The organism is Mycolicibacterium brisbanense, from assembly GCF_001570425.1.
Classification (GTDB): Bacteria; Actinomycetota; Actinomycetes; order Mycobacteriales; family Mycobacteriaceae; genus Mycobacterium; species Mycobacterium brisbanense.
Genome location: NZ_BCSX01000024.1, coordinates 397,590 through 414,092 on the forward strand (window position 1 = coordinate 397,590; position 16,503 = coordinate 414,092).

At 66.6% G+C, this 16,503-nt stretch carries 15 protein-coding genes; 7 read left to right on the forward strand and 8 right to left on the reverse strand.

Translation table 11 applies throughout. The annotated features are described in order from the left end of the window. The first annotated feature begins 24 nt into the window (after positions 1–24). The gene (rsmI, locus tag RMCB_RS14635) at positions 25–861 is read left to right on the forward strand and encodes a 16S rRNA (cytidine(1402)-2'-O)-methyltransferase (RefSeq protein ID WP_062829321.1); all 837 of its coding nucleotides are present in this window, start codon (positions 25–27) and stop codon (positions 859–861) included. Between the two features lie 3 nt (positions 862–864). On the opposite strand, the gene RMCB_RS14640 is transcribed toward rsmI, so the two are convergent. Beyond that, the gene (locus RMCB_RS14640) at positions 865–1,335 is read right to left on the reverse strand and encodes a MarR family winged helix-turn-helix transcriptional regulator (RefSeq protein WP_201028295.1); all 471 of its coding nucleotides are present in this window, start codon (positions 1,333–1,335) and stop codon (positions 865–867) included. A 56-nt stretch (positions 1,336–1,391) separates the two neighbouring features. On the opposite strand from RMCB_RS14640, the gene RMCB_RS14645 reads away from it, so the two are divergent. Continuing rightward, positions 1,392–2,387: a substrate-binding domain-containing protein gene (locus RMCB_RS14645; RefSeq protein ID WP_062829322.1), complete on the forward strand. Its 996-nt coding sequence runs from the start codon at positions 1,392–1,394 to the stop codon at positions 2,385–2,387. After that, complete coding sequence (locus tag RMCB_RS14650; protein ID WP_062829323.1) at positions 2,384–3,361, forward strand: amidohydrolase family protein; 978 nt, start codon at positions 2,384–2,386, stop codon at positions 3,359–3,361. Before RMCB_RS14645 ends, RMCB_RS14650 begins: the two co-directional genes overlap by 4 nt. On the opposite strand, the gene RMCB_RS14655 is transcribed toward RMCB_RS14650, so the two are convergent. The 5 genes from RMCB_RS14655 to metG all read right to left on the reverse strand — a co-directional run bounded on the left by RMCB_RS14655 (position 3,348) and on the right by metG (position 9,789). After that, the gene (locus RMCB_RS14655; RefSeq protein ID WP_062829324.1) at positions 3,348–4,583 is read right to left on the reverse strand and encodes an aminodeoxychorismate synthase component I; all 1,236 of its coding nucleotides are present in this window, start codon (positions 4,581–4,583) and stop codon (positions 3,348–3,350) included. The genes RMCB_RS14650 and RMCB_RS14655 overlap by 14 nt on opposite strands. A gap of 93 nt (positions 4,584–4,676) precedes the next feature. Next, positions 4,677–5,585 (reverse strand): RNA polymerase sigma-70 factor, encoded by a 909-nt coding sequence (locus RMCB_RS14660; protein ID WP_062829325.1) that lies wholly within the window; start codon positions 5,583–5,585, stop codon positions 4,677–4,679. Further along, positions 5,582–6,793 (reverse strand): NAD(P)/FAD-dependent oxidoreductase, encoded by a 1,212-nt coding sequence (locus RMCB_RS14665; protein WP_062829326.1) that lies wholly within the window; start codon positions 6,791–6,793, stop codon positions 5,582–5,584. The genes RMCB_RS14660 and RMCB_RS14665 overlap by 4 nt, the downstream gene beginning before the upstream one ends. A 90-nt stretch (positions 6,794–6,883) precedes the next feature. Continuing rightward, positions 6,884–8,233: an NADP-specific glutamate dehydrogenase gene (gene gdhA / locus RMCB_RS14670; RefSeq protein ID WP_029370676.1), complete on the reverse strand. Its 1,350-nt coding sequence runs from the start codon at positions 8,231–8,233 to the stop codon at positions 6,884–6,886. 5 nt (positions 8,234–8,238) lie between these two features. After that, positions 8,239–9,789, reverse strand: a complete 1,551-nt coding sequence (gene metG / locus RMCB_RS14675) for a methionine--tRNA ligase (protein ID WP_029370677.1) — start codon at positions 9,787–9,789, stop codon at positions 8,239–8,241. Between the two features lie 25 nt (positions 9,790–9,814). On the opposite strand from metG, the gene RMCB_RS14680 reads away from it, so the two are divergent. From RMCB_RS14680 to rsmA, 3 genes are all read left to right on the forward strand, one after another. Continuing rightward, a complete protein-coding gene (locus RMCB_RS14680; RefSeq protein WP_029370678.1) occupies positions 9,815–10,669 on the forward strand; it encodes a TatD family hydrolase in 855 nt (284 codons plus the stop codon). Positions 10,670–10,754: 85 nt separating this feature from the next. After that, the gene (locus RMCB_RS14685) at positions 10,755–11,882 is read left to right on the forward strand and encodes a resuscitation-promoting factor (protein ID WP_062829327.1); all 1,128 of its coding nucleotides are present in this window, start codon (positions 10,755–10,757) and stop codon (positions 11,880–11,882) included. Beyond that, the gene (rsmA, locus tag RMCB_RS14690; protein WP_029370680.1) at positions 11,879–12,784 is read left to right on the forward strand and encodes a 16S rRNA (adenine(1518)-N(6)/adenine(1519)-N(6))-dimethyltransferase RsmA; all 906 of its coding nucleotides are present in this window, start codon (positions 11,879–11,881) and stop codon (positions 12,782–12,784) included. Before RMCB_RS14685 ends, rsmA begins: the two co-directional genes overlap by 4 nt. 70 nt (positions 12,785–12,854) lie before the next feature. Here the strand turns inward: rsmA and RMCB_RS14695 are convergent, their stop codons facing one another. Continuing rightward, on the reverse strand, positions 12,855–14,357 hold the full coding sequence (locus RMCB_RS14695; RefSeq protein WP_072278475.1) for an amino acid permease: 1,503 nt from the start codon (positions 14,355–14,357) through the stop codon (positions 12,855–12,857). Between the two features lie 78 nt (positions 14,358–14,435). Next, the gene (locus tag RMCB_RS14700; protein ID WP_029370682.1) at positions 14,436–15,293 is read right to left on the reverse strand and encodes a serine/threonine-protein kinase; all 858 of its coding nucleotides are present in this window, start codon (positions 15,291–15,293) and stop codon (positions 14,436–14,438) included. 55 nt (positions 15,294–15,348) lie between these two features. Between RMCB_RS14700 and RMCB_RS14705 the strand changes: the two genes are divergently transcribed. After that, positions 15,349–16,317 (forward strand): 4-(cytidine 5'-diphospho)-2-C-methyl-D-erythritol kinase, encoded by a 969-nt coding sequence (locus RMCB_RS14705; RefSeq protein ID WP_036424621.1) that lies wholly within the window; start codon positions 15,349–15,351, stop codon positions 16,315–16,317. The last annotated feature ends 186 nt before the right edge of the window (positions 16,318–16,503 follow it).

Below are 16,503 nucleotides of genomic sequence, written 5' to 3' on the forward strand. Positions count from 1 at the left end.
GCAAGCGATCGTAGGCTGTCGGGCGTGACACCCGGCAAACTGCTGATCGGCGCGACGCCGCTGGGCCAGCCCTCGGACGCGTCCGCGCGGCTGGTCGCGGCGCTGGCGGACGCGGACATCGTCGCTGCCGAGGACACGCGGCGGATCCGTGTGCTGGCGCAGGCGCTGGGCGTCACACCTTCCGGTCGCGTGCTCAGCTTCTTCGATCAGAACGAGGCGAGCCGGGTACCGGGACTGGTCGAGGAGATCATCGCGGGGGCGACGGTGCTGGTGGTCAGCGACGCCGGGATGCCGTTGATCAACGATCCGGGCTACCGATTGGTGGCCGCCTGCGTCGAGGCCGGTGTGCCGATCAGCTGTCTTCCCGGCCCGTCGGCTGTGACGACCGCGCTCGCGGTGTCGGGCCTGGCCTCCGATCGCTTCTGTTTCGAGGGCTTCGCGCCCCGCAAGCAGGCCGCCCGCGTGACCTGGCTGCAGAGCCTGGCCGCCGAGCTGCGCACGTGCGTCTTCTTCGAATCTCCGCGCCGGCTGGCCGACACCCTGCGTGACGCCGTCGAGGTGCTCGGCCCGCAGCGACGCGTCGTGGTGTGCCGGGAGCTGACCAAAACGCATGAGGAGATCAAGCGCGGCACACTGGCCGAACTCGCCGAATGGGCCGTCGACGGGGTGCTGGGGGAGATCACCGTGGTGCTCGCCGGTGCCACGCCGACGGCCGATCTGCCCACTCTGATCGCTGAGGTCGAGGAACGGGTCGACGCCGGAGCCCGGGTCAAGGACGCCTGCGCCGAGGTGATCGCCGCCCATCCGGGCGCCCCGTCACGGCGTGAGTTGTACGACGCCGTTCTGCGGGCCAGGGGTTGAGCGTCAGGACTCGAGCCGCAGCAGTGCGGTGAGCAGGCTGCCGCCGGGAGCGCCGTCGGCGCCGAACATGTCCCGTTGCAGCTGCACCATGACCGGCAACGCGCGCCGCAGCACCGCCACGCCGTCAGCGGTCACCTCCACGTTCTTCGCTCGAACATCGGAGGCGCTGCGCGGCCGGGCGATCCAGCCCTTGTCCTCCAGCGCCTTCATCATGTGCGAGACCTGCATGGGCGCCACGTCTCCTGCCCGGGCCAGTTGCACCTGGGTCACCGGCTCACCGGTGCGGCCCAGCCATGCGGCCAGCGCCAGGGTCTGGAATTGCAGATGGGTGAGGTTGAAGGCGGCCAGGGCACGGTCGGCATCCCGGATGTAGCGGTGCAGGACCCGCCACAGCACGAAGCCGATGGCCTTCTCCGGACCACCGAGTGAGGCGGTCTCGAACAGATCCTCGATCGCGTCGGTGTCGTTGGCCACGAGGCAGAGCGTAACCGGCCATTGCCCCAAATAGTAAATGCATTTACTATTTGGTGATGGACGCTATCGACCTCGACATCGGCTTCCACAACTACGAGCACGTTCGCCCATTGATCGACGGTGCCGTGCCGATCGACGGAGTGGCGCCGAGATTCCACACCGCGGCGATCGTGTCGGACATCTTCGAGCGCATGGTGCGTGATCGGGAATTCGGCGTGGCCGAACTGGGGCTGACGTTCTACCTGCGCACACTCGATCTTCCCGATCCGCCGTTCATCGCGCTGCCCGTGTTCCTGGCCCGGCAGTTCCGCCATTCGGCGATCTTCGTCAACCGCGCCGCCGGCATCGAGACCCCAGGCGATCTCGCGGGCAAGACCGTCGGGGAGTTCGCGATGTACGGACACGACGCAGGCGTCACCGCCAAGGGTGTGCTGTCCGATGAATACGGTGTCAGCCCTGACCAATGTCGTTGGGTCATCGGCGGATTCGACTGGCCGATGGCACCGTTCGACTTCGTCGCAGAGCCTCACCCCGGGAACGTCACGGTGACGCGTACGGACCAGGCTCTGGGGCACATGCTCGACGCCGGCGAGATCGACGCACTGATCTCGGCCGACGTACCGGCGTGCGTGATCGACGGGTCGGCCAACGTCGCGCGGTTGTTCGACGACTACCGCGCGGTGGAGCGTGACTACTACCTGCGCACCGGCATCTTCCCGATCATGCACACCGTGGTGATCCGGCGTGACCTCGTCGCAGCGCACCCCGGCCTCGCGCAATCGGTGTACCGCGCGTTCTGCGACGCCAAAGACGCTGTCGTCCAGCAATACCGGACGGGCAGGGTCTTCAATCACATCGACGTGATGACACCGTGGCTGAGTGAGTTGTACGACGACAACCTCCGCCTGTTCGGGCCAGACTGGTGGCCATACGGTGTGGCCGCCAACCGCCGGGCCGTCGACGCGTTCCTGCGGTGGCATGCCGAACAGGGACTGTCGCAGCACCGTTGGACATGTGAGGACATCTTCGTAGAGGAGCTATTGGACACATGAAAACCGTTGGACTGGAAGAACATTTCGTCACCGCCGACCTCGTCGACGCGTGGGAGAAGCTGGACCCGCGCTGGCAGGACCTGGCCGTACCGACCCACGGCCGCTGGGCGCAGCGCCTTCTCGACCTCGGCGACGAACGGGTGGCCGCCATGGACGACACCGGACTGGATGTCCAAGTGGTGTCCATCACCGCGCCGGGGGTGCAGAACCTGGCCCCTGCCGACGCCGTGCGGCTGCAGGTCGACTGCAACGACCGCCTCGCTGCCGCGGTGGCCGAACGCCCCGACCGGCTGCAGGGGTTCGCAACACTGGCCACCCCTGATCCCGCGGCGGCCGCGGACGAACTCCGCCGGGCGGTCAGCGCACTAGGCTTCCATGGCGCGATGCTGTTCGGCCGGACCAGGGACCGAAATATCGACCATCCGGACAACTGGGCCATCTTCGAGGCGGCCGAAGCCCTCAACGCGCCGCTGTACCTCCACCCGCAGTCGCCGCTGCCCGAGGTGCGCCGCGCCTACTACGACGGTTTCGGGTCTGAGTTGGACGCGGCTTTCGCCACGCACGGCCTGGGCTGGCACTACGAAACCGGTGTTCAACTGCTGCGCCTCATCCTCGGTGGCGTCTTCGACCGTTTTCCGGGCCTGCAGGTGATCGCGGGACACTGGGGCGAGCTGATCACGTTCTACCTCGAGCGCATCGACCGGATGTCGGGCGTCGCCAAGCTGCAGCGGCCGGTGTCGGAGTACATGAAGACCAACGTGTACGTCACGCCCAGCGGCATGTTCAGCAGGCGGTACGCGCAGTGGGCGCTCGACGTCGTCGGCGCTGACCGGATCATGTTCTCCACCGACTATCCCTATGTGCCGGTGCCCGACGGTGCCAGCAGGAAATTTCTGCAGGAGCTCGACGCCGACGACCGGGAGAAGATCGCCTCCGGCAACTGGGAGCGGGTGTGCGCGGCTATCCGGCGGTGACGGCCGGGTGCCCGGACAGGGCGACGATGCTCGACGCCTTGTGCAGGCACTCCTCCCATTCCCGGTCCGGGTCGGAGTCCGCGGTGATGCCGCCGCCGACGCCGAGCACCGCTGAGCCGTCGGCGCCGAACTCGACGGTCCGGATTGCCACGTTGAGTTCACAGCCCGCCACCGGCGAGGCCAAACCGACTGTGCCGCAATATACTCCGCGACGCGCCGGTTCCCATTGCCGTAGCAGTTGACGGGCTCGGGTCTTGGGTGTGCCGGTCACCGAGGCCGGCGGGAACGTCGCCTGCAGCAGCTGATCCATCGATACGTCCACGGGCACCTCGGCCGCGACCGTCGAGACCAGATGCCACACACCGGGCGCGGGTTGCACGACCAGCAGTTCGGGCACCGTCACGGTGCCCGTCGCGGCCACCCGGCCCAGGTCGTTGCGGACCAGGTCGACGATCATGACGTTCTCGGCGACGTCCTTGACCGACGCCAGCAGTCCGGCGGGATCGGCGCAGCGGGGCAGTGTGCCCTTGATCGGGCTGGACGTGACATCGGTCCCGCGACGGCGCAGGAACAGCTCCGGTGACAGCGACGCCACCGCGCCCCACGCGCCGGCCAGATACGCGGCGCGCGACGGCACGGTCCGGGCTGCCGCGTCGGCGAAGAACTCCAGCGGGTCCCCGTCGAGGCGTCCGGTGAACCGCGTGCACACACACGCCTGGTACACCTCGCCTGCGGCGATCGCGTCCAGGCAGGCCAGCACGCCGTGCCGGTGCACATCCCGATCAGGTGGCACCCAGTGCAGGGCATACGGGCTCGGCTGCGGTGCGGGAAGATCGGCCAACCACGCGGGAAGCGCTGTGTCGGTGAGGCTTTCGTACCACCACTGGCCGTCGGAGTCTTGCCGTAGTACGCAGTCGGACCAGCCGCCCGCGGCCTCGGGGATGCGTGGCGGCAACCCGTCGGCACCGGGATCGGGATAGGCGAGGTAGCCGAACCAGCCGCCGCCGATCGCCGGCCCGGCGGTATGGCCCGTCGTGAGCGGGAACGCCGAGGCCGCTGCCACCGGCTGCGTCATGAGCGACGGGGCGATCACCGCGCGGGAACCGAACCAGTCGCCGATCAACGCCGCCGGTCGGGGCAGTCCGGCGCGCGTGGCCGCGGCGGCGACGGCGCGCAGCACCGCCGGGGGTTCTCCCAGCGGCCCCAGCCGCTCGATCCGCATGCCACCAAGCTTGCTTCCTGGCACGAGCAGACGCAAAAATCGCGCGTTTCCCGCGCCGACAATGTGAGTCCGTGGCCGGTCGCCCCAGGGAACTCAGCGGCTGATCACCCGCGGGATGTCGACGCCGGTCAGCTTGTCCGGATTGCGCATGGCGTAGAAGTGGGTGATCTTGCCATCGACGACCTCGACGGTGACCACACCCTCGAAGCTGTCTTCGAGGTACAGCTTGTACGCCGGGGCGTTGTTGTAGGTGGTGGGCTCGAAGCGGCCGCCTTGCCCGACGAACCGCATCAGCCCCATCACCAACTTGGCCACCGACTGTGCCCCGGACACCGGCCGCCGTGCTGCGCTGCGCTTGCCGTCGCTGTCGGCCGTCCACACCACGTCGGGCGCGAGCAATTCCAGCAGCACGTTCACGTCGCCGGTCGCCGCCGCTGTGAAGAACCGCTGGGTCACCTCGGTCGAGAGTTGCGGATCCACGGGGTCGAACCGTTTGCGCCGCGATTGCACGTGCTCGCGGGCCCGGTGTGCCATCTGCCGTACCGCGCTCGCGGATTTGTCTACCGCGGAGGCGATTTCGTCGTGGCTGAAGCCGAACACCTCGCGCAGGACAAACACCGCGCGCTCGTCGGGGCTCAGCGTCTCAAGTACCACCAGCATGGCCATGGACACCGACTCGGCCAGCACCACGTCGGCCGCGCCGTCGCGCGTCTCCAATAGCAACGGCTCGGGCAGCCAAGGGCCGACATAGTCTTCGCGCCTGCGGGATTGGGCACGCAGCGCGTTGAGCGCCTGTCGCGTGACCAACTGGGCCAGGTAGGCCTTGGTGTCGGTCACGCCTGCCAGGTCCACCTCCGCCCAGCGCAGGTAACTCTCCTGCAGCACATCATCGGATTCCGTTGCTGTGCCGAGTATTTCGTAGGCGATGGTGAACAGCAACGGTCTCAGCAGGGTGAACCGTTCGGCGTGCTCGGTCGAGTTGCCTGCGCTGGGTGTACTCATGAGATGCTCTTGCTCCTCGCGGCCGCGCCGACCAGCGTCTCCTGCTGCGCCGCCGCGAGCTGGCGCGCCCGGTTGTCGCCGTGGAACCAGATGTACGAGCCCGGTTTGGCGGCCTCGCGACGGATGGCCCACAGCGTGGCTCGGCACACCCGCTCCTTGATGTACGCGCCGGTGCGGCCGCCGACGAAGACCTTGCGCGGGCTGTCGTCGGAATGGCAGAACTGCACGGTGCCCAGGTTGCGCCCGACGCTGACGCACTGCCCGGCGAATGCCTGATTGATCACCGCCGGCTCGGTGCCGTTGATCCGCGCCAGCACTGTGTTGGCGGCCTGGATGCCCAGCGGCCCGGCGGACTGGCAGCTCATCCGCAGCGGGATGCCCGATGGCGACGCGGCGTCGCCTGCCGCGACGATGCACGGATCGTCCACGCTGGTGAGGGTCTCGTCGGTGCGCAGCCGGCCCAGTTGATCCGTCGTCAGGCCGCTGGCGGCAGCCAGGCCCGGCACTCCGAAGCCCGTCGTCCACACGGTCACGGCACTGGGCAGTCTGTTGCCGTCGGCCATGACCACCGCATCGGGTTCGACGGCGGCGACCAGGATGTCGGGCCCGTCGATGATCGACACGCCCAGCCGGGTCAGCGCTTTGACCACCGAACGCCTGCCGGACTCACCCAGTGAGGCGCCGACGACATCGGTGACCAGGGTGACGGTGCGGCCGGCCTCGGCGAACTCCGCGGCGGCCTCGATGCCGGTCAGCCCGCCGCCGACGACGACCACCGGGGCACCGAGCGCGACATCCTGTAGCCGGTTGTGCAGCCGGGTGGCCTGCTCGAATTCGCTGAGTGGATAAGCGAATTCGGCGGCACCCGGCACCGCGGCCGGCACGCCTGCGGTGCTGCCCACGGCGTACAGCAGGTAGTCGTAGTCGAGTGTGCCGCCGGAGGTGAGGTAGACCCGGTGGGCTGCCGCATCGATGCGCTCGGCACCGTCGACGAGCAGCCGCACCCGGTCGCCCAGCAAGGTGTCGTAGGCCTCGGTGGCGTCGTCGTTGCCCACCGCCAGCTGGTGCAGGCGAATGCGTTCGACGAACCGCGGTCGCGGGTTGACCAGAGTCACGTCGACGCCCGCGGCGCCCTGCAACCGGTTGGCGGCCAGCACTCCGGCGTAGCCGCCGCCGATCACTGCGACGCGGATGTTCTGGACGGTCATGGTGTCTCCTCTCAAAGGACTTGTGCCCTCAAGACACCGCGCGCGACCGGTTTGTGACAGCTTGGTCCGCGATGTGGTTCAGATCACTCGTTACACCAATCCGAGCGCCAGCATGGCGTCAGCGACCCGGATGAACCCGGCGATGTTCGCGCCGGCCATGTAGTTGCCAGGTTGGCCGTATTCGTCGGCGATCGTGAGGCAGCTGTCGTGGATGCGGCCCATGATCTCGGCGAGCCGCGCCTCGGTGTCCTCGAAGGTCCACGAGTCGCGCGACGCGTTCTGCTGCATCTCCAGCGCACTGGTGGCGACGCCGCCCGCGTTGGCGGCCTTGCCGGGTGCGAAGATCACGCCGGCTTCGGAGAACGACTTCACCGCCTCGGGCGTGCACGGCATGTTGGCGCCCTCGGCGACGATGCGGCAGCCCGACTTGATCAACAGCTCGGCGTCGGCTCCGGAGACCTCGTTCTGGGTCGCGGACGGCAGCGCGATATCGCACGGCACCTCCCAGATGCTGCGGCCCTCGACGAATTGTGCTGCGCCGGCGCGCGCTTCGACGTAGTCGCTGATCCGCCCGCGCTGGACCTCTTTGACGTCTTTGAGGACGTCGACATCTATGCCCTTCTCGTCGAGCACGTAACCGCTGGAGTCCGAGCACGCCACCACGATGCCGCCCAGCGCGTGCACCTTCTCGATCGCGTAGATCGCCACGTTGCCCGAACCGGACACCACGACTCGTTTACCGTCGAAGGAATCCTGTGCCGCACGCAGGATTTCGTCGACGAAGAACACCGTGCCGTAGCCGGTGGCCTCGGTGCGCACCTGCGAACCACCCCAGGTCAGGCCCTTGCCGGTGAGCACACCGGACTCGTAGCGGTTGGTGATCCGCTTGTATTGGCCGAACAGATAACCGATTTCGCGCATCCCGACGCCGATGTCACCGGCGGGAACGTCGGTGTATTCGCCGATGTGGCGGTAGAGCTCGGTCATGAACGACTGACAGAACCGCATGACCTCGGCGTCGGAGCGGCCCTTCGGATCGAAGTCCGAACCGCCCTTGCCGCCGCCGATGGGCAGGCCCGTCAGCGAGTTCTTGAAGATCTGTTCGAAGCCCAGGAACTTCACGATGCCCAGGTACACCGACGGGTGGAACCGCAGCCCGCCCTTGAACGGTCCGAGCGCGGAGTTGAATTCGACCCGGAAGCCGCGGTTGATCTGCACCGTGCCGGAGTCGTCGAGCCACGGCACCCGGAAGATGATCTGCCGCTCGGGCTCGCACAACCGCCGGATCACCGCGTTGTCGGCGAACTCGGGATGCTTGTCGACTACTGGTCCGAGGCTGGTCAGCACCTCGAAAACGGCCTGGTGGAATTCCTTTTCGCCGGCGTTGCGGCGGGCTACTTCCTCATAGATGTCGCACAGGCTGGGATGTAATCCACTCATATCACTCAGTCCATTTGGTATCGCGGGAACACTGCCGCGGGCGCGGGCAGTGTGACACCCGGCTTGAGCCGAGTGCTGATGGCAGCGAAGGTTCGCTCGTCGGCCGGTTGCCCCAGCAGGTCGAGCATCTTGCCCATCGAATCCGGCATCACCGGCTGGCTCAGGAGCGCGGCGATGCGCACGGTCTCCAGCGTGGTGTAGAGCACTGTGCGGAAGCGCTGCTGGTCGCCTGGATCGGCGGACTTGCGCAGCACCCACGGCTCCTGTGCCGAGAAATATCGGTTGGCCGCGCCGAGCACCGACCAGATCGCTTCCAGCGCAAGGTGCATGGCAGGTTCGGCGAAGTGTGCCCGCACCCGGTCCAGCAGCCCGTCGGCCGCGGCCAGCAGGGCGGTGTCGTCCTCGGTGAATGCGCCCGGATCGGGCACCACACCGTCGAGGTTCTTGTTCACCATCGACAGCGAACGCTGTGCCAAGTTGCCGAGTTCGTTGGCCAGGTCGGCGTTGATCCGGCCGATGATGGCCTCTTCGCTGTAGCTGCCGTCCTGGCCGAAGGACACCTCGCGCAAGAAGAAGTACCGCACCTGGTCGAGCCCGAACGCGTCGACCAGCGCGATGGGGTCGACGACGTTGCCGACCGATTTGCTCATCTTCTCGCCCTTGACGTTGATGAACCCGTGCGCGAAAACCCGTTCCGGGAGCGCGATTCCGGCAGACATCAGGAAGGCGGGCCAGTACACGGTGTGGAACCGGATGATGTCCTTGCCGATCATGTGCAGATCGGCGGGCCAGTACTTGCCGAAGGTCTCCGACGTCACGTCCGGAAATCCCACGCCCGTCAGATAGTTGGTCAGCGCGTCCACCCAGACGTACATGACGTGGTCCGGGTGGTCCGGCACCGGAACGCCCCAGTCGAACGTGGTGCGCGAGATCGACAGATCCTTGAGCCCGCCGGAGACGAAGCTGACGATCTCGTTGCGACGCACGTCGGGCCCGATGAACTCAGGGTGCGCCTCGTAGTGCGCGAGCAGTCGGTCGGTGTAGGCCGACAGCCGGAAGAAGTAGGTCTGTTCCTCGGTCCACGTGACCGGGGTGCCCGTCTCGATCGCCGTGCGGGTGCCGTCGGGACCCTCTGTCGTCTCGTCCTCGGCGAAGAAGCGTTCGTCGCGCACCGAGTACCAGCCGGAGTAGGTGCCGAGGTAGATGTCTCCGGCCTCGAACATCGCGCGCCAGATCGCCTTGGAGGCCTCGTAGTGATCGGCGTCGGACGTGCGGATGAACCGGTCGAAGGAGATGTTGAGCGTCTCCTGCAGCCGCTGGAACACGTCCGAGTTGCGGTTGGCCAGTTCGGCGGCCGAGATACCCTCGGCTGCGGCGGTCTCGGCCATCTTCTGGCCGTGCACGTCGGTGCCGGTCAGGTAGCGCACGTCGAAACCGTCGAGTCGCTTGAATCGGGCGATCGCGTCTGTGGCGATGTACTCATACGCGTGCCCGATGTGAGGCGCGCCATTGGGGTAGGCGATCGCGGTGGTGATGTAGTACGGCGGCTTGCTCATCGGGGCATCACTCTATGGTGTTGCTGTGAGTTCCAAACGCTCAGGCAGGGAGAAGCCGCCCGCGCCGGAACCCTTGGCGCCCCTTGTGGATGCCCATACCCACCTCGACTCGTGCGGTGCCGAGACCGCCGACGACGTACACGCGATTCTCGACCGTGCGGCAGCGGTCGGCGTGCAGAAGGTCGTCACCATCGCAGACGACCTGGCCGCCGCGCACTGGGCCGCGGGTGCCGCGGAAGCCGACGACCGGGTGTACGCGGCGGTCGCCCTGCATCCCACGCGCGCCAATGCGCTCACCGACCAGGCGAAAGCGGAGCTGGAGCGGTTGGCGTCGCAGCCGCGCGTGGTCGCGGTCGGCGAGACGGGGATGGACCTGTACTGGCCCGGCAAGGTTGACGGTTGCGCGACGCCCGCGGAGCAACGTGAGGGCTTCGCCTGGCACATCGACCTGGCGAAACGGACCGGCAAGCCGCTGATGATCCACAACCGCGACGCCGATGCCGATGTTCTCGACGTGCTCGCCGCGGAGGGCGCACCCGAAACTGTGATCTTTCACTGTTTTTCGTCGGGTCCAGAGATGGCGCGCAAGTGCATCGACGCCGGCTGGATTTTGAGCCTGTCCGGCACGGTCAGCTTCAAAAACGCTGTTGACCTGCAAGAAGCAGCTCGGCTGATTCCGCAGGGGCAGATGCTGGTCGAGACCGACGCGCCGTTTCTGACTCCGCATCCGTATCGCGGCGCGCCGAATGAGCCCTATTGTCTGCCATACACTGTCCGGGCATTGGCAAAGCTGCTTGACCGGCCCGAGCAGGACTTGGCGGCTGAGACGGCAACCACTGCGACCCGGGTGTACGGGCTGGACGAGAGTTGCCGTATATAGGCCTTTTCGTTACCGTCTTGTGATCAACCGCTCGACGTGCAGTCGGTGAACCATGCCGTCAATACGGGGGAGAGACGAACTACGTATGAATGCTCTGACAAAACTTCATGAATCGCGCTCGCCGCTGCTCCGCGGTGTCGTCGGCGCCGCCCTGGTCACGCTGACAGCGGCCGGCGGGTTCGCCGTCTCGGCGCACAAGACGGTGACGCTGAACGTCGACGGTACGGCGATGACCGTGACCACCATGAAGTCCAGAGTGATCGACGTCGTCAAGGAGAACGGTTTCGACGTCGGGGACCGCGACGACCTCTACCCGGCGGCCAACCAGCCGGTGCAGGACGCGGGCAACATCGTGCTGCACCGCAGCCGCCCGCTGCAGGTCTCGCTCGACGGCCAGACCAGCCAGCAGGTGTGGACCACGGCGTCGACCGTCGACGAGGCGCTGGCCCAGCTGCAGATGACCGACACCGCGCCTGCCGCGGCGTCCCGCGGCACCCGTGTTCCGCTGGGCGGGATGGCACTTCCCGTGGTGAGCGCCAAGACGGTCCAGATCGACGACGGTGGCGCGGTGTCGACCGTGCACCTGGCGGCCGCGAACGTGGCCGGCCTGCTGGAAGCCGCAGGTGCGCCGCTGCAGCAGAACGACACTGTCGTCCCGGCGGCGTCGTCACCGGTGACCGAGGGCATGCACGTCCAGGTGACCCGCATGCGCATCGAGAAGGTCACCGAGCGGATGCCGTTGCAGCCGGACAACAAGCGCATCGAAGACCCCTCGATGAACATGAGCCGTCAGGTCGTCGAGGACCCGGGCGCCCCGGGAACTCAGGACGTGACTTTCGCGGTGGCGAAGGTGAACGGCGTGGAAACCGGCAGGCTGCCAGTAGCCAATGTCGTTATCACACCGGCCCGCGATGGCGTGGTCCGCGTCGGAGCCAAGCCGGGAACCGAAGTTCCACCCGTTGCGAATGGAAGTACCTGGGACGCCCTGGCCTCCTGCGAAGCCGGAGGTAACTGGGCGATCAACACAGGTAACGGTTTTTACGGCGGCGTGCAATTCGATCAAAACACTTGGGAGCGGCAGGGCGGTTTGCGGTATGCTGCGAGAGCCGATTTGGCGACCAGGGAAGAGCAGATTGCGATTGCTACGGTGACGCAGGCACGGCAAGGATGGGGAGCTTGGCCAGTGTGTAGCGGGAGGATTGGGGCGCGCTGACTATTCGACTGCTCGGGCGGACCGAGATAAGACGCCTGGCCAAAGAGATCGACTTTCGGCCACGCAAATCATTCGGACAGAACTTCGTGCACGACGCGAACACTGTCCGCCGTATCGTGTCGGCTTCAGGGATCCATCGCACCGACCACGTGCTTGAGGTCGGACCAGGCCTCGGCTCGCTGACGCTGGCCCTTCTGGACCGTGGTGCGCAGGTCACCGCAGTGGAGATCGATCCACTGTTGGCGCGGCAACTGCCGACCACCATCGCCGACCACTCGCACAGTGAGATCAACCGGCTCTCTGTGCTCAACCGCGACATCCTGACCCTCATGCCGGGTGATCTCACCGATCAGCCGACCGCGTTGGTCGCGAACCTGCCGTACAACGTGGCGGTGCCCGCACTGCTGCACCTGCTGGCCGAGTTCCCGACCATCCGGACCGTGATGGTCATGGTGCAGGCCGAGGTGGCCGAACGGTTGGCCGCCGAGCCCGGTGGCAAGGACTACGGGGTGCCCAGCGCCAAGGTGCGGTTCTACGGCAACGTACGCCGCCACGGCATGGTGTCACCGACGGTGTTCTGGCCCATTCCGCGGGTGTACTCGGGCCTCGTACGTATCGACCGGTACGAGACCTCGCCATGGCCCACCGACGCAGCGTTCCGTGACGAGGTTTTCAACCTCATCGACATCGGGTTCGCGCAGCGTCGCAAGACGTCGCGTAACGCCTTCGCAGACTGGGCGGGTTCGGGCAACGAGTCGGCGGAGCGGCTGCTGGCCGCGAGCATCGATCCGTCGCGGCGCGGTGAGACTCTGGCCATCGCGGACTTCGTGCGGTTGCTCCAGCGCTCGAACGAGGCTGCGCTGGAGGCCGGGAAACAACAGGACCAGGTGCGCGTCACCTAGGCTTCACAACAACAACAGGCGGGTCGCTCACCTACGCGGTGGGCGACCCGCCTGTCGTTTCGGGCTCTGGCTACGTGTCGTCCCTGCGGTTCTCTGCGAGGAACTCGTCCATGAGCGGGGTCTCGGCCACCACGGGGTAGTTGCCGGTGACACCGATGCGCTCACTGGCCAGTGCCATCACCCGCCCACGCACCAGATACCAGCCGACGACCAATGCGGGAACGATGACCACCAGGGCGACCAGATTCCAGTAGTTCTCGTAGCACATCAGGCCGGTGACCACGGCCAGGAACGCCAGGGTGGCGTAGCTCGTATAGGGCGTGCCGAACAGCCGGAACGACGGCCTTGCCAACAGCCCGCGTTTGGACCAGCGGTACAGCTGAATCTGGCAGATCACGATGGTGGCCCATGAGGCGATGATGCCGAGCGCCGACAGGTCCAGCGCGATGTTGAACGCTTCCGAGGGCACCACCATGTTGAGGAAGACGCCGAGCACGGTGAACACACCCGTCAGGGCGATACCCGCGAACGGGACGCCGCGCTTGGTCATCTTCGCGGTGAACTGCGGTGCGCTGCCGTTCATCGCCATCGAGCGCAGGATGCGGCCCGTCGAGTACAGCCCGGCGTTGAGGCTCGACAGCGCCGCGGTCAGCACCACGAAGTTCATGATGTCGCCGGCGGCGGGCACACCGATCTTGGAGAAGAACGTGACGAACGGGCTGGTGCCCTGCTGGTACGCGGTGTAGGGCAACAGCAGTGCGAGCAGGATGAGTGAGCCGACGTAGAACACCGCGATGCGGACCACCACCGAGTTGATGGCGCGCGGCATGACCTTCGCCGGGTGCTCGGTCTCGCCGGCTGCAGTGCCCACCAATTCTACTGCGGCATAGGCGAATATCACGCCGGAGGTGACGATCACGAGTTGCAGGACGCCGGTGGGCAGCAAGCCGCCGTTGTCGGCGATGACCGAGAACCCGGTGCTCTGCCCCTCGACGGTGAACCGCCCTGCCAAGAACACGATGCCGACCACCAGGAACGTCACCAGCGCCACGACCTTGATCAATGCAGCCCAAAACTCCATCTCGCCAAAGACTTTGACCGAGATCATGTTGACTGTCAGGACGATCACCAGGGCGATGAGTGCGATTGTCCACTGCGGGATGGCCTTGAATGCACCCCAGTAATGCATGTAGAGCGCAATGGCGGTGACGTCGACGATCGAGGTGCAGGCCCAGTTGAAGAAGTACATCCAGCCGGCCACATAGGCGGCCTTCTCGCCGAGGAACTCGCGCGCGTACGAGACGAACGAGCCGGACGAAGGCCGGTGCAGCACAAGCTCGCCCAGTGCACGCAGGATGAAGAACACGAAGAGCCCGCACACGCCGTAGACGATGAACAACCCGGGTCCGGCGGTATGCAGCCGTCCGCCGGCACCCATGAAGAGGCCGGTACCGATGGCTCCGCCGATGGCGATCATCTGAAGCTGGCGCGGTTTCAGCCCTTTGTGATACCCCTCGTCCTCGCGAGCGAGTCCTGATGGGCCGTGGTCGGTGGTGGATGACGCGGATGACATCGTGCAGACGTTAGCTGGGGTGTGTGCCGCGGTAACGCGGTTGGCGTAAAACGTATGTTAAGTAAGTTACGTTCAGCGCTACCGCAGCGCCCTGGTGATCAGCTTCATGAACTCTGTGCACGAGTTGTAGCGCATGTCAGGACTTTTCGCCATCGCCTTGGCGAGGATGGAGTCGACCGCATGCGGTATCCAGGAGACCTGGCGGGAGATTCGTGGTGGCGGGGAATGCAACTGGTGCTCGACGAGCCCCATCGCTGTATTTGCGGTAAAAGGTGGCGATCCGGTCAGCATCTCGATGGCTGTGCAGGCCAGCGAATATTGGTCGGTGGCCGCCGAAGGGGCTCTGCCGCTGAGTAATTCGGGAGCCGAGTACGGCAACGAGGCCTGGACCTGGGCGTGCGGCTCTCGGGACTGACGGGTGATTCGCTTGGCGGGGTCGAGCGTGAGGCGCCCGGAGTCGTTGGCCAGCCGGATGGCCACGTCCTCCGAAACTGAGTGCGCCACACCGAAATCGATCAGTACTGCTCGTGAAAACGGCTTGTCCACAAGGATATTCGATGGTTTGACGTCGCAGTGCACGATCCCGCACCGGTGCGCATGGTCGAGTGCTGCGGCGATCTGGGTCAACGCCTTGAGCCGGTCGCTCGTCATCGTCAGCGTGCCGATGGTGCCGCCGTCGATCAATTCCATGGCCAGCCACACCTCGCTCGCGGCGTAGACCCTGACGATGTTGGGGTGCGTGAGCCTGCGGGCGAAGTCGAATTCACGCTGCAGCCGCGCCAGCTGATCGGGCCTGCGGTGCGACTCATTGAGGACCTTGAGCGCGACGACGCCGCCATCGGGACCGTGCGCGCGGTACACCACAGCCCAGCCACCGCGGCCGAGGACTTCGTCGACCTCGTATTCCGCGATGGAGCCCGCACCGGGTGACACCACTGTCACAGCATAGGTTCGCTGACGGTTTGCCGTCCTCAGAGATAGTGTCGTGGCCGTGTCCGCATCCGACGGCAGTACCGCATCCGAATGGGTCCCCACCGGGTCGGTCACCGTGCGTGTGCCCGGCAAGGTCAATCTGTACCTCGCCGTCGACGACTTGCGTGAGGACGGCTATCACGAGCTGACCACGGTGTTCCATGCGGTTTCGCTGACCGACGAGGTGACCGTGCGCAACGCCGACGTGCTGTCGGTGACGATGTCCGGTGAAGGCGTCGAGGCGCTGCCCACCGACGACCGCAACCTGGCCTGGCGGGCCGCCGTACTGCTGGCCGATCACGTCGGCCGTGCGCCCGATGTCGCCATCACGATCGACAAATCCATCCCGGTGGCCGGTGGTATGGCCGGCGGCAGCGCCGACGCGGCGGGTGTGCTGGTGGCCATGAACACGCTGTGGGAGCTCGGGGTGCCGCGGCGTGATCTGCATGCCCTGGCCGCCCGGCTGGGCAGCGACGTGCCCTTCGCGCTGCACGGTGGCACGGCGCTGGGCAGTGGGCGAGGGGAGGAGCTGGCCACGGTGCTGGCCCGCAACACCTTCCACTGGGTTTTGGCGTTCGCCCATCGCGGCCTGTCCACGCCGAAGGTGTTCGGAGAACTGGACCGGCTGCGTGCCGACGCCAGCCGTGACGAGCCGCCCCGGGCCGAGGAACCCGAGCCCGTGCTGGCGGCGCTGGCCTCCGGTGACGCCGCGGAACTGGCTTCCCTGCTGGGTAATGATCTACAGCCGGCGGCCTTGAGCCTGTATCCGGAGCTACGCCGCACCTTGCGGGCCGGCGTCGAGGCGGGGGCACTGGCCGGAATCGTGTCGGGCTCCGGGCCGACCTGCGCCTTCCTGTGCGCGTCTGCGACGGCCGCGGTCGACGTCGGCGCGGAATTGGCGGGCGCCGGGGTGTGCCGCACGGTGCGGGTGGCCAGCGGTCCGGTCCACGGCGCGCGGGTGGTACCTGCGCCGTCGGCGTCGGTGTGATATCGGCGCGGTGTGACTCAGGACTCAATTCTCGCGTTGGTTTGGCAGCTACTTAAGAGTCTCATAAGATGACCCGTGGTGATTGCCAGCGATGATGCATCGTCGCCCGTCGAGCTCGGCGGGCGGTTGACTTGCGGCGCCCCGCCGACGGCATCACCTAACCGAGACACAACCGCTGCCCAAATG

Bases quoted from the DNA above. Each gene is read 5' to 3' on its own strand.
- RMCB_RS14645 (WP_062829322.1), top strand. From the start codon at position 1,392: ATGGACGCTATCGACCTCGACATCGGCTTCCACAACTACGAGCACGTT.
- RMCB_RS14650 (WP_062829323.1), top strand. From the start codon at position 2,384: ATGAAAACCGTTGGACTGGAAGAACATTTCGTCACCGCCGACCTCGTC.
- RMCB_RS14655 (WP_062829324.1), bottom strand. From the start codon at position 4,583: ATGCGGATCGAGCGGCTGGGGCCGCTGGGAGAACCCCCGGCGGTGCTG.
- RMCB_RS14660 (WP_062829325.1), bottom strand. From the start codon at position 5,585: ATGAGTACACCCAGCGCAGGCAACTCGACCGAGCACGCCGAACGGTTC.
- RMCB_RS14665 (WP_062829326.1), bottom strand. From the start codon at position 6,793: ATGACCGTCCAGAACATCCGCGTCGCAGTGATCGGCGGCGGCTACGCC.
- gdhA (WP_029370676.1), bottom strand. From the start codon at position 8,233: ATGAGTGGATTACATCCCAGCCTGTGCGACATCTATGAGGAAGTAGCC.
- metG (WP_029370677.1), bottom strand. From the start codon at position 9,789: ATGAGCAAGCCGCCGTACTACATCACCACCGCGATCGCCTACCCCAAT.
- RMCB_RS14685 (WP_062829327.1), top strand. From the start codon at position 10,755: ATGAATGCTCTGACAAAACTTCATGAATCGCGCTCGCCGCTGCTCCGC.
- RMCB_RS14695 (WP_072278475.1), bottom strand. From the start codon at position 14,357: ATGTCATCCGCGTCATCCACCACCGACCACGGCCCATCAGGACTCGCT.